Origin of the sequence: Radiobacillus deserti, from assembly GCF_007301515.1 — a bacterium.
Classification (GTDB): Bacteria; Bacillota; Bacilli; order Bacillales; family Amphibacillaceae; genus Radiobacillus; species Radiobacillus deserti.
Map to the genome: position 1 here is coordinate 2374090 of NZ_CP041666.1, position 11601 is coordinate 2385690.

An 11601-nucleotide genomic window follows, 5' to 3' on the forward strand; every position below is an offset into this window, starting at 1 on the left:
TATTTATTTTATTCAAAACATATTTCATTATAGGATAAAATCGCCAGTTTATAAAGTAAATGAACCGACAAAACGTCTTCTTATCCTCTATTTTATTCTCTTTCTACAGCTTTCTCAACAATTGGTATGAATTCCTAGTATTTAAATAGCAATCCCAATTGACACCTTTGTCTTCATTCCCTAAACTTAATATGACATAGGCCTGCTCTTTTGAGATATGGCAAAGTGTAAGGAGAGACACTAAATGCAACCTATAGAAAAAAATGATGTAAAAAGTACACTGAAAGAAAAAGACGGGTTCCACGTTTGGTGGAGATTGTTGCGTCCACACACGATGACTGCTTCCTTCATCCCTGTCTTTGTAGGAACCATGGTCGCAAGTTTAGAACAGTCTATTGATGTTCTACTTTTTGTAGCTATGCTATTTGCTTCTATTTTAATACAAGTAGCAACTAATATGTTTAATGAATACTACGATTACGTAAGAGGATTAGATAATGAACAATCGGTAGGAATCGGAGGAGCAATTGTTCGAGACGGTGTGGCTCCAAAGACTGTACTAACCACTGCATTTTCCTTTTACGGTGTAGCACTGTTATTAGGTATTTATATTTGCATGGAGACGAGCTGGTGGATTGCTGTCATCGGAGCAGTTTGTATGCTTTGTGGGTATCTTTATACAGGCGGACCATTTCCAATATCCGCATCGCCTTTTGGAGAGTTTTTTGCAGGACTGTTTATGGGTACTGTCATTATTGGAATTAGTTATTATATTCAAATTGAAGCAGTTTCTAGTAAGGCACTATTAATCTCCATCCCCGTTGCGATTTTTATTGGAACGATTTTGCTCTCTAATAACATTAGGGATCTGAAGGGGGATAAAGAAAACGGTCGTAAAACAATTGCGATTCTTGTCGGTCATGACGCTGCAGTCCGTTTACTCGCCACTTTATTCTTCCTTAGTTTTGTAATTACCGCTGTTTTCATTGCGCTTGGGATTTTACCAATATGGTCACTCTTAACGTTCTTAGCTATTAAAAAAGCAAGAGATGCTTATAAAGGGTTTATTGGGAAAACGATGAACATTGAAATGATTCCGGCCATGGTATCCACAGCAAAAACAAATACGATTTATGGATTTTTGTTAGGCATTTCTCTTATTATTCAGTTGATTTATCCAGTCTCGTTATAAATTATTTGGCTATAGTTTTTTGTTGGAGATGCAACATGCATCTCCTTTTTTCATATTTGAAACTTTATTATAACAATAGACCTGAAGTTAAAAGGAGAAACTAATTGCCAACCCAAAAGCAAACCCTAAAAATGTGATAAATAGCACCATCCATCCCTAATAAATTGCCCAATAGGGCATAACATAGGAAATAAACAGAGATCCTGTTCTTAACTGGAAATTTACTAAATGTAACAGAAGATAACAGCCAATGAGTGCATAAAAAATACATGGTGAAGCTCCAGCACCTAAGAGAACAATAAAAATAAGATTATTGTGCCACTAATTAATAAGTAATGAAAAAACTCCAACTACCAATGCTATCTTCAAAAGCTCCCCAACAAAATAGATGCCTACAGAGTTAATAGGAAGCACAAATATAACTAAATCCTCTAAATCCGATCGTTTTTCCCAATTACCCTTTAAATTATGATGAACTCATGATGATTTAAAAGAGGTGTTAAATGCACTGTAACCTATTTATTATTCATCTAGTTATGCTGCCTTTCCCTATGTAAACCCCACACATAGTATATAGTGCAGTACTGGAAAGGAGGGAATTTAAAATGAGTTTCTTTCAAGGAAATCAAAACTCTTTTATCCTTTTGGTAGTTCTATTCGTATTACTTGTAATCGTAGGTAACAATTATCCTACGGGTCAAGGGTACGGGTACGGCGGTGGATACTAAACCTAGGTTTAAAATCTCCTCTACAAGGATGCAGGAGCAAATTAAATTCTTCATCTTGCGCTCATTCTCTGAGGCTTCCATTATGTTTTTGGAAGCCTCTTAATATTTATGTAAAAAATGAAGTAGAATGTATTGTCTTCTTCGTTGCTATGTGTTCAATACAAAAATCAAAATTGTTTAGAGTTCATCAACTAATTATTCATTTCATTACTCTTCTCTCAGTGTGAACACTCTACTGTAATCGCCAATCCTAACCGAACCTATTTATTCATCCTTATTTACTTCGTTCACAATCATGAAACAACTCCTCTTTACAAGGAGCATCCTATCAACAGAACTTATGTTCATGCAAAAGGAGCTTGGAAAACCAAGCTCCTTTTGCACTACGCCATCATTTTCTTCTTCACTAACCATGGCTTTAATTTGATGAATAATGGAACGAACAAGAGACTGATCACAAGTCCTTTAAGAAAGTTAAATGGTGTAATACCAGCAATTACAGATGCCCATTTAATGGCTGGAGTCATAGCTTCCATTCCCATGAACATCGTATAGGCAGGCAAGATTAGGAAATAGTTTAAAACTCCCATTCCAATCGCCATAACAACGGTTCCCGTCGCTAACCCTGATACAAGACTTTTCACACCTTTGTACCGATGATACAGGATAGATACAGGTAAAAGGAACAGTGCTCCGGCAAGGAAGTTTGCAATAACGCCAATTGGATCACCCGCTCCTGTGTACACAAGGTATAGCAAGTTTTTAATTCCTTCCACTATAAGACCCGCTCCTGGTGAGAATACTAACGCTGCTAATAGAGCTGGTACTTCACTAAAATCAATTTTTAAGTATTGCGGTAAAAACGGCAATGGAAAGTTTAAAAACATTAACACCATAGAAATCGTACCTAACAAGGCCAAGATAATTAACTTAAAAAGCTTTGAAGATTGTGTTCCTTGTTGCATTTTTCTTCCTCCTTCACCACTTTTACATCGGTTCTAATCTTTTTGATGAAGGGATGCAGCTACTTCCTATTAAACATGAAAAACCCAAAAGCACATAGGGGCTTTTGGGTTGGAACATACATGTGAATAGGAAACAAAAGGTATAACAAAGATACCTCTGCCTCTTATCTTCTCCCATCCAGACTATACTGTCGGCCCTGGATTCACACCAGGTCAGCCATTTGACTACGTCAAACAGGTCACGGACTTAGAATAGCCATACTACTCATCACCGTCGGTCGGGAATTTCACCCTGCCCCGAAGATAGAACCGATATTTAACTATATCAGTTATTATACATAGTATGTTTCGATTTGAAAAGTGTTTTGCTTAATCTTCTAAAGGATTTAAGCTTTCTTTGCCAGTTAAGTTTTTAATCATTGTAACGAGTAATTCAATCTCTTCTTCCATATCCTTAAAGCTGGCTGTTTCAACCGGAGAATGCATGTAACGTAATGGTAAGGATACAAGACTTACTGGGACGCCTCGCCCTGTCCTTCTCATCATATCTGCGTCCGTTCCAGTGGAGCTTGGCGTTAACTCATACTGAACATCCACGTTTAACGATTTAACCGTATCTTCGAGTATCTGATTAATTTTCCGGTTAATAGGTGCTCCTTTGGCAAGAACGGGACCTTTCTCTAATTTGATATCCCCATACTTACTTTTATTAACATTTGGGTAGTCCGTTGCAAATGTAACGTCACAAGCAATTGCCATCGTTGGTTGGATACCAGCTGCTGCAAAAAATGCTCCACCCATGTTTGTTTCTTCATTGACCGTGCTTGCTGCATATACCCCTACGTTCACGTCTTCTTTCGAGAGTCTACGCAGTACTTCCGCAACAATAAATGCTCCAGTACGGTTATCCAAGCCACGTCCTGCAATGTATCGATCCATTAATACTTCAGGCTCACGCTTGTAAACAGCCAAGTCGCCTATTTGCACGTATTTTTCTATCTCTTCTTTAGAAGTAGCTCCACAATCAATAAATAAGTCTTCTAGTTCAAAGTCTCCCTTAATTCCACCATGGTGTTGTGCATTTACTCCAATAACACCAGTAATTGTTTTTCCATAGCCGAGAATCGTCACTTTCATGCCAACAGCAGCCTTCGGGTTTACCCCGCCGACTTTTTGAACATATAGGTACCCTTGCTCGTCGATGCGACTGACAATCAAACCAATTTCATCACAATGTCCCGCTAAGAGAACTTTAAATTCCGCTTCTGGATTTAAGACGGCAATCGCATTCCCTGCATGGTCTGTTATCACCTCATCTGCATATGGAGTTATGTAGTTTATCCACTTTTTTTGGATACCCATTTCCATGCTAGAAGGAGATGGCGTCGTTAATAGTTCTAGTAAAAAATCTTTATTCATTTGGTTCATTTTCATCCTCCTTGTACGACTATATCGTATCACACATTATGTGAAAGTTGGGGATTGACACCCATAGGAAAAGGCGAGGCAATGGAATCCTGCTTTTTCGAGTATTGGTCTACTCATCGTGCTAGCATCCACTGTTAAATAGCGGTGTCCTTTTTCAAGCGCTTTTCTAGCACGAGCCGCTAGTAGTGCTGTATAATAGCCTCTCCCACGATACGGAGATAAAGTGGAGCCACCCCACAAGCTTGCAAAAGAAGTGTCTGTCTCTAAATAAATCCAAGCAGCACTAACTAATCGTTCTTCCTGATAGACACCATATAAATATAAGGAATTTGGGTATGTTTGTTTGTCTCTCCATAATCGCATCCCTAATTCTTCGTGTGACTCATTCCAAATTTCGTTTTCGAGCTGAACTATTTTATCAATTCCAAACTTGTCTGTTATTTCTTTTAATTCGTTCGGTAAAGGATAATCCAAAAATGAATGATGCTGTTCGAGAGAAATGACCATCAATGCTTCTTCCTCATCCACTTTAAAGCCTTTATTCAACAAAATTTCTTTCAGTTCCTTCGGTTGGTCATAACTATATACTTTCCATTCAAAGGATTGTTTCATGCGCTTAAAATATTCTATTTCTTCCTTAATAACCGATTCTACATTCCCTTCTTGCAAAGAAGAATAAGAAATGAATCCTTTTTCTCCTGTTGTAGAGATATGTCTTACTGTGTTAGGACTTACCTCTTTCCTGTATCCAATGGGGGCAGGTCCCTTTCTTATTTGATTATTAAAAATGCCTAATAACTGCTCGTCTTCCATAACATACTCCTCCAAGCCTTTTTCATTGATATTCTACCTCTTTTGAGGAAATCCTTTATATAACAGGTCATTTTCTTTTACTTTTCAAAAGGGTATCCGTACACTACTAGATGGAAGGAGTGCGATTCATGTCACTAGAGAATTGGTATAATAAAGGAAAAGAACCAGATGATTTCATAGAATCCATGAATACTCATAAAGAAGACCTATTAAAAGTATATGATGAATTTGAACTGCCTCAGGATAGGGAATTTTTCGAGTCCCTAAAACAGCAAAATTTAAGAGCAATTGTGCTAACTGAGGATTGGTGTGGGGACGCCATGATGAATATTCCGATCCTTCTTCGTATTGCTGAGCAAGCTAATATAGAAGTGCGAATTCTCGAAAGAGATCAGAATCTCGAACTAATGGATCAATACTTAACGAACGGGAAATCACGTTCAATACCCATCTTTATTTTTATCAATCAATCCGGCGATGAAGTAGCAAAATGGGGACCACGTGCACCAAAAATACAAGCCTTTGTCGACGATTCAACCTCTAAATTACCGAAAAAAGATGCGGAGGATTTTAAAGAAAAGCAACAAGAAATGTTTACTTTTATTACGAAAGCCTATCGAGATAACAAGGATTTTTGGGCAGAAGTGTATCGGAGTTTAAAAGAAACAATCTCATCTGTCTAACAGGAGAGAACAGAATATCATAGTGATGTTCTGTTCCTGTCCTCACTCGACAAAAAGCTTAGGAGCGGGGTAATAACATAATTGCAACACCAATTAAGCATATCCCAGCTCCAAGCCAATCATATAGATCCGGTGTTTTTCTATCTATACCCCATCCCCACAAAACGGAGAGCACAATAAACACACCACCGTAAGCAGCATACACCCTACCGAATGACGGAAAGGACTGGAACGTAGCAATTATACCATAAAGGGCTAATGACAGACCGCCAGCGAATCCCCAATAAAAAGGCTTACTTTCTCTCAACCATAACCAAACTAGATAACCGCCGCCAATTTCGGCTATACCTGCTAGCACAAATAGTATGATCGCATGAATCATTCTAATTACTCTCCCAACTTAGATTTATTCTCTCTCTTAATCCCTGACTAGTATATAACAGTCTTAAATACCAGAGCATACTTTACTCCCATGTTAAGATAAATTAAAAAGATTGGGGCTGAAAACATGAAGAAACAAAAAAGAATAAGAGAGTATGGAATACATATCGGCGAAATGACTGTTGGCCCTAAAAACAGTATTACGGACGTAGATGGAGTAACAGTCGGACAGGTTACCTTAAGTAATCAAGATACACAGACAGGAGTTACCGCCGTTCTTCCACACCAAGGGAATATTTTTCAGGAAAAAGTGTTAGCTTCTACTCATGTCATAAATGGGTTTGGAAAAACCACTGGCTCCATCCAGGTCACCGAGCTTGGTACCATCGAAACACCTATTATTCTGACGAATACATTAAGTGTTGGCTTGGCAGCCGATGCATTGATTGATTACATGTTGGAGCAAAATCCGAAAATTGGACAAACAACAGGGACAGTGAATCCCGTTGTAGGGGAATGTAATGATATGTTTTTAAACAGCATACGCGCCAAAAAAATCAAAAAGGATCATATCTTCCAAGCGATACATACGGCTTCTTCCACTGTTGAAGAAGGAACAGTTGGTGCAGGTACTGGAATGCTATGCTACTCATTAAAAGGTGGCGTCGGAACTTCCTCCCGAATAATGGAATTAGATCACGGGACTTATACACTCGGTGTTCTAGTCGTTACGAATTTTGGAATTTTACATGATTTAACGATCCAAGGAAACCAAATTGGAAAAGCATTAAAAGAAAAAATACTACCATCCTGGGAAGAAAAAGATAAAGGGTCTATTATGATGGTCGTTGCAACGGATTTACCTGTATCCGAACGCCAACTAAATCGAATTCTAAAACGAACAAGTACAGGACTCGCACGGACTGGTTCCATCATCACAAACGGAAGTGGTGAAATTGCAATTGGATTTACTACTGCTAACAAAGTTTCTCATCAAAAAACAGGGAAAATCTCTTCACTCCAAACTATTCATGAAGAAGAAATCGATGAAGCATTTCGCGCGGTCGGGGAAGCAACGGAAGAAGCCGTAATAAATTCGTTAATTACCGCTACTGCAGTGACGGGAAGAGACGGAAATAAACGTCCCGCCTTAAAAGACTTGCTGAAGTCGTTTCAGATTCCCTTATAAAGCGCTGATATATTTGTTTTCGCTGATAAACGGAAAAATTCGCTGATATGTAGACTTTTTCGCTGAAATATGAAATTAATCGCTGAAATCCTAAAATTACCGCCGATATATAGGAGCACGCACTTCCATAAAAACAAGCATGTTAATTCATCCTCTTTTTTGTCCATACTGAGACAGAAAGGAGATACTTACCGTGAACTTACAGCAATTATGGCATTTCTATTTTAGAATTCCATTATTATATCGTTTGTTTTTAACTGTGATTATACTTATGTTCTTATTCGGTGTCCTTATACATTTTGTAGAGCCTGAAAGCTTTCCTACTATTTTTGATGGGGTTTGGTGGGCTTTCGTAACTGGTTCTACTGTCGGATACGGAGATTATGTACCATTAAGCACCATTGGTCGTATGATGGCCATCTTACTCATCCTAGCTGGTGGCGGTCTCGTTACATTCTACATGGCGACTGTATCAGCCAAAACCGTGAATCTAGAGCATGACTTTTCTAAAGGAAAAGTAAAATATAATGGGAAAGCTCACATTATATTTGTGGGCTGGAATGAAAGAACGAAGCAATTACTTCACCAGGTTCAAGAGAGACACAGTGAGCAATCCATCGTTCTGATTGATCAAACGTTAGGTAGCATTCCTGATCAGGACTATAATATTCATTTTATCAGAGGAGATGCCACGGAGGATGAAACATTAAGGAAGGCAAATATAAAAGAAGCGAACTGTGTCGTCATTACCTCCGATCCTTCGAAAAATGAACGAGAGGCGGATCAACAAAGTATCCTGACGACTGTGGCTATTCGAGGAAATAATCCAAACGTCACAATTATTACCGAAATTCTTACGAAAGACCAAACCATCAATGCGACAAGAGCAGGTGCAGACTCTGTGATTCGATCAAACGACTTTATGAGCACACTCTTTTACCATGAACTTTTTCGTGATGAGCCCGTTGAACCATTTGATTTAATTTTAGAATTGTTTTCTAACCAACAATTTAAAGAAGTAGAGCTACCAAAACATCTAGAAGGTAAAACATTTCTAGATACATCGGATTATTTAGTAGCTTCCGAGCAAATCTTGGTTGGTATAAGAAGAAATGGAGAGCTAATTATCAACCCTCCATTCCAAAAAATTATTGCTGCTGAAGATACATTGATTGTTCTGTCGAAATTAGACTAGCATGTTCTCTAATTGTTTGATGAGTTTCTTCCCTCTGTTGACGTATTTTTCAGAAATGTCTGCATCTGAGTCAACAGGGGATTGAAACTGATTAATCATCCCTTGTAGAGCTCCGTTATCTGCATGGTCATCTACTCCATCCTGATAAATATGAGCTAATACAAACGGACTCCCTAACCGAACGGTTGCTCCAGGTGAATCTAACATCCCTGATTCCACTTTAAAAGGAATACGGAGATATTCGTAACCATCCTCGTCTGCCATTTGATAATCAAAAGCTCCTTCGTCGTAATCCCAATTTCCACCAATCACATATCCAAGTGGCTTGAGTTGTTTTTCTAGTTCATAAAGAGAAAATACTTTATTTTCAAGACTCGAGGCTATCGGAATCATAAAAAAACTCCTTTAAAGATTCTTTACCTTTACTTTACCCCTTCCAATCAATTTTATGTTTTCTGCAACCTCCATAAAGATAGTTTTCTTACCACTTAAACTCGAAAGTCCCGTATAATAAAAAAGCGAATACATTGAAGGGGTTACAACTATGTTTGAACTGATGCTTACGATGTTAGAACGACTAGGCATCATTGTTATGATTGCGTTTATTTTGACGCGGTTTCGTTTTTTTAGACAAATGATTCATGCTGATCAATTAGGAAAGAAGCAACAGTATCTTGCTATTCTATTCTTTGGCTTTTTCGGAATTATTGGTACCTACTCAGGATTAACATTCAGTCCCGACTCCTTTCAGTTTGACCGTTGGGCTAATAACCTCTCTTATAATGAAGCATTAGCAAACTCCCGCGTTATTGGGGTTGTCATAGCTGGATTGCTAGGGGGATATAAAGTCGGAATAGGAGCAGGGTTGATAGCAGGCATCCACCGTTTTAGCTTAGGTGGATTTACCGGATTTGCTTGTGGATTTTCTGCAGTCATCGCTGGATTGATTTCTGGTGCCTTGCATCGTAAAAATAAACACGTATCGCCAAAGAAAGCGTTCCTTGTTGGTGCTTCAGCAGAAGCTATCCAAATGATGATCATCTTATTAGTTGCTCGACCTTTTAATCAGGCATATGATCTTGTACAAGGGATTGGAATTCCTATGATTTTAGCCAATGGAATAGGCTCTGCCATCTTCTTACTTATTGTACAAAGTGTATTGAATGAGGAAGAAAAAATGGGTGCACTTCAAGCACAAAAGGCACTTCGACTAGCTGAAAGCACGGTTTCCTTCTTAAGAAAAGGATTAAATCCAGATTCAGCAAAAGGAGTTTGTAGAATCTTGTTACAGGAAGTAGAAGCAAGTGCTATTTCCATTACCGATACGAAGCAAATATTATCCCATGTTGGTCTAGCGGATGATCACCATAAGTGTCACTCCCCGATTCAGACCGATGTCACTCGGACCGTAATAGAAAAAGGAACCTTAGTTGTAGCCAAGCATGAAGATATTCGTTGTAGAGAAGAGGATTGCCCTCTATCTGCCGTCATCGTTGCTCCGTTGAAACAACGAGGCGAGACGATAGGTACACTAAAATTTTATTTTCGTTCGGAGAAAGAAATAACGGATGTTGTCATCCAGTTGATGAAAGGGTTAAGCTCATTATTATCCAATCAATTAGATATATCAGAGGCTGATCGTGCCTTTGAATTAGCGAAAGAAGCTGAAATACGAGCATTACAAGCACAAATAAGTCCTCATTTTTTATTTAACAGTTTAAACATTATCGTATCCTTAATTCGCACGAATCCAAACAAAGCTCGAAAATTACTGGTCTCCTTATCCCACTTTTTAAGGCAAAACATACGAGGAACCACTTCTACCTTAACTACTTTGGAGCAAGAATTGAAACATGTCCGAGCCTATCTCCATATTGAAGAGGCACGCTTTGTCGACCGTTTGACTGTAGATTATGACATAGAAGATCGTTTACTTCGTCATAAAGTTCCACCACTTCTATTACAGCCGATTGTGGAAAATGCCGTAAAGCATGGAATTAAGGATCGAGAAATAGACTGTCAAATACACATTTCCATCCAATCTACCCCAAACGGCAAAACCAAAATATCGGTACGAGACAACGGAGATGGAATGGACGTTCGAAAACAGGGGCACATTTGCAAGGAATTCTATGAGGAATCTGAAAGTACTGGAATTGGCTTATATAATGTCAATCGCAGGCTTCAAATGATGTATGGCGAAGAATCTCTACTCGTCATAAAAAGCGAACCTATGAAAGGAACAGAAGTTACATTTGAAATATAAAGACGGGAGGAACATGTATGAGATCCACAATTTCGGTACTCATCGTGGATGATGAACGGTATAGTAGGGAAGAATTATCTCATCTTTTATCGACATATCCGCCAATACGTATTGTTGGGGAAGCGGAGTCCGGAGACCAATGTATTACAAAAGCGATTGAACTCCAACCAGATGTCATTTTTTTAGACATTGAAATGCCTAAAAGAAACGGAATGGACACCGCTAGTATGCTAAAAGAATTAAAGAAAACACCACTCATTGTGTTTGCTACTGCATATCCAGATTTTGCTGTGGAAGCATTTAGGCAAGAAGCAGTAGATTATCTCGTAAAACCATTTGACCCGCAAGAGCTAGATGAAACGGTACAGCGTTTAGAACGCTATTTACTTAGCAAACAAGAGGAATTAGCTGGACAAACTCCATTTAAGTTAGCCATAGAGGGAGAAGAAATTGTCTATCTAAATCCTCATAATATATTGTTCATTTATCGAGATAATCGAGTATCAAAAATCGTAGTAGCTGGCAAAGAATATGAAACCAAAACTCCTTTAAAAGAGCTGGAAGCAAGACTCAAGGAGTACTCCTTTTTCCGAATTCATAAAAGCTATCTCGTAAACTTAAATCATGTGTCAAGGCTCATTCCATGGTTTAACGGCGCTTATCAGTTAGAAATGGATGGCACTGAAGAACTACTTTCGGTCAGCCGAAACTATGTCAAAGCATTACGAGCTCAGCTTGAGCTATAATCAGAACATGTTAAC

Annotated in this window: 12 protein-coding genes and 1 riboswitch; of the genes, 7 read left to right on the plus strand and 5 right to left on the minus strand. The window is 38.5% G+C overall.

Going from position 1 to position 11601, the window contains the following annotated elements; all coding sequences use genetic code 11:
- Positions 1 to 244: 244 nt before the first annotated feature.
- Together FN924_RS12540 and FN924_RS12545 are read left to right on the plus strand one after the other, a co-directional pair.
- Complete coding sequence (locus tag FN924_RS12540; protein WP_143894992.1) at positions 245 to 1192, plus strand: 1,4-dihydroxy-2-naphthoate polyprenyltransferase; 948 nt, start codon at positions 245 to 247, stop codon at positions 1190 to 1192.
- Positions 1193 to 1797: 605 nt separating this feature from the next.
- Positions 1798 to 1920: a YjcZ family sporulation protein gene (locus FN924_RS12545; RefSeq protein ID WP_143894994.1), complete on the plus strand. Its 123-nt coding sequence runs from the start codon at positions 1798 to 1800 to the stop codon at positions 1918 to 1920.
- A gap of 383 nt (positions 1921 to 2303) precedes the next feature.
- Here the strand turns inward: FN924_RS12545 and FN924_RS12550 are convergent, their stop codons facing one another.
- The 3 genes from FN924_RS12550 to FN924_RS12560 form a co-directional block, all read right to left on the minus strand.
- Complete coding sequence (locus FN924_RS12550; protein ID WP_143894996.1) at positions 2304 to 2885, minus strand: ECF transporter S component; 582 nt, start codon at positions 2883 to 2885, stop codon at positions 2304 to 2306.
- A 162-nt stretch (positions 2886 to 3047) separates the two neighbouring features.
- Positions 3048 to 3194: riboswitch (FMN riboswitch) on the minus strand.
- A 60-nt stretch (positions 3195 to 3254) separates the two neighbouring features.
- The gene (locus FN924_RS12555) at positions 3255 to 4313 is read right to left on the minus strand and encodes a M20/M25/M40 family metallo-hydrolase (protein WP_143894997.1); all 1059 of its coding nucleotides are present in this window, start codon (positions 4311 to 4313) and stop codon (positions 3255 to 3257) included.
- A gap of 36 nt (positions 4314 to 4349) precedes the next feature.
- Positions 4350 to 5126 (minus strand): GNAT family N-acetyltransferase, encoded by a 777-nt coding sequence (locus FN924_RS12560; protein WP_143894999.1) that lies wholly within the window; start codon positions 5124 to 5126, stop codon positions 4350 to 4352.
- Positions 5127 to 5254: 128 nt separating this feature from the next.
- On the opposite strand from FN924_RS12560, the gene FN924_RS12565 reads away from it, so the two are divergent.
- Entirely contained in the window at positions 5255 to 5809 is a 555-nt protein-coding gene (locus tag FN924_RS12565; protein ID WP_143895001.1) for a thioredoxin family protein, read from the plus strand.
- A 58-nt stretch (positions 5810 to 5867) separates the two neighbouring features.
- Here the strand turns inward: FN924_RS12565 and FN924_RS12570 are convergent, their stop codons facing one another.
- Entirely contained in the window at positions 5868 to 6191 is a 324-nt protein-coding gene (locus FN924_RS12570) for a YnfA family protein (protein ID WP_143895003.1), read from the minus strand.
- 126 nt (positions 6192 to 6317) lie between these two features.
- Here FN924_RS12570 and FN924_RS12575 point away from each other — a divergent pair, with 126 nt between their 5' ends.
- Both FN924_RS12575 and FN924_RS12580 read left to right on the plus strand, forming a co-directional pair.
- Positions 6318 to 7379, plus strand: a complete 1062-nt coding sequence (locus FN924_RS12575) for a DmpA family aminopeptidase (protein ID WP_143895005.1) — start codon at positions 6318 to 6320, stop codon at positions 7377 to 7379.
- 193 nt (positions 7380 to 7572) lie between these two features.
- On the plus strand, positions 7573 to 8574 hold the full coding sequence (locus tag FN924_RS12580; protein WP_143895007.1) for a potassium channel family protein: 1002 nt from the start codon (positions 7573 to 7575) through the stop codon (positions 8572 to 8574).
- Here the strand turns inward: FN924_RS12580 and FN924_RS12585 are convergent.
- Positions 8566 to 8967 carry a YugN-like family protein gene (locus tag FN924_RS12585; RefSeq protein WP_143895009.1) on the minus strand — a complete coding sequence of 134 codons (402 nt, stop codon included), beginning with the start codon at positions 8965 to 8967 and terminating at the stop codon, positions 8566 to 8568. The genes FN924_RS12580 and FN924_RS12585 overlap by 9 nt on opposite strands.
- A 151-nt stretch (positions 8968 to 9118) precedes the next feature.
- Between FN924_RS12585 and FN924_RS12590 the strand changes: the two genes are divergently transcribed.
- Together FN924_RS12590 and FN924_RS12595 are read left to right on the plus strand one after the other, a co-directional pair.
- The gene (locus FN924_RS12590; RefSeq protein WP_143895011.1) at positions 9119 to 10840 is read left to right on the plus strand and encodes a sensor histidine kinase; all 1722 of its coding nucleotides are present in this window, start codon (positions 9119 to 9121) and stop codon (positions 10838 to 10840) included.
- Between the two features lie 17 nt (positions 10841 to 10857).
- Positions 10858 to 11586: a LytR/AlgR family response regulator transcription factor gene (locus FN924_RS12595; RefSeq protein WP_143895013.1), complete on the plus strand. Its 729-nt coding sequence runs from the start codon at positions 10858 to 10860 to the stop codon at positions 11584 to 11586.
- Positions 11587 to 11601: the final 15 nt, after the last annotated feature.

Coding starts and splice junctions, on each gene's coding strand:
- FN924_RS12590 (WP_143895011.1), top strand. CDS start 9,119: ATGTTTGAACTGATGCTTACGATGTTAGAACGACTAGGCATCATTGTT.
- FN924_RS12595 (WP_143895013.1), top strand. CDS start 10,858: ATGAGATCCACAATTTCGGTACTCATCGTGGATGATGAACGGTATAGT.
- FN924_RS12585 (WP_143895009.1), bottom strand. CDS start 8,967: ATGATTCCGATAGCCTCGAGTCTTGAAAATAAAGTATTTTCTCTTTAT.
- FN924_RS12550 (WP_143894996.1), bottom strand. CDS start 2,885: ATGCAACAAGGAACACAATCTTCAAAGCTTTTTAAGTTAATTATCTTG.
- FN924_RS12575 (WP_143895005.1), top strand. CDS start 6,318: ATGAAGAAACAAAAAAGAATAAGAGAGTATGGAATACATATCGGCGAA.
- FN924_RS12545 (WP_143894994.1), top strand. CDS start 1,798: ATGAGTTTCTTTCAAGGAAATCAAAACTCTTTTATCCTTTTGGTAGTT.
- FN924_RS12555 (WP_143894997.1), bottom strand. CDS start 4,313: ATGAACCAAATGAATAAAGATTTTTTACTAGAACTATTAACGACGCCA.
- FN924_RS12560 (WP_143894999.1), bottom strand. CDS start 5,126: ATGGAAGACGAGCAGTTATTAGGCATTTTTAATAATCAAATAAGAAAG.
- FN924_RS12540 (WP_143894992.1), top strand. CDS start 245: ATGCAACCTATAGAAAAAAATGATGTAAAAAGTACACTGAAAGAAAAA.
- FN924_RS12570 (WP_143895003.1), bottom strand. CDS start 6,191: ATGATTCATGCGATCATACTATTTGTGCTAGCAGGTATAGCCGAAATT.
- FN924_RS12565 (WP_143895001.1), top strand. CDS start 5,255: ATGTCACTAGAGAATTGGTATAATAAAGGAAAAGAACCAGATGATTTC.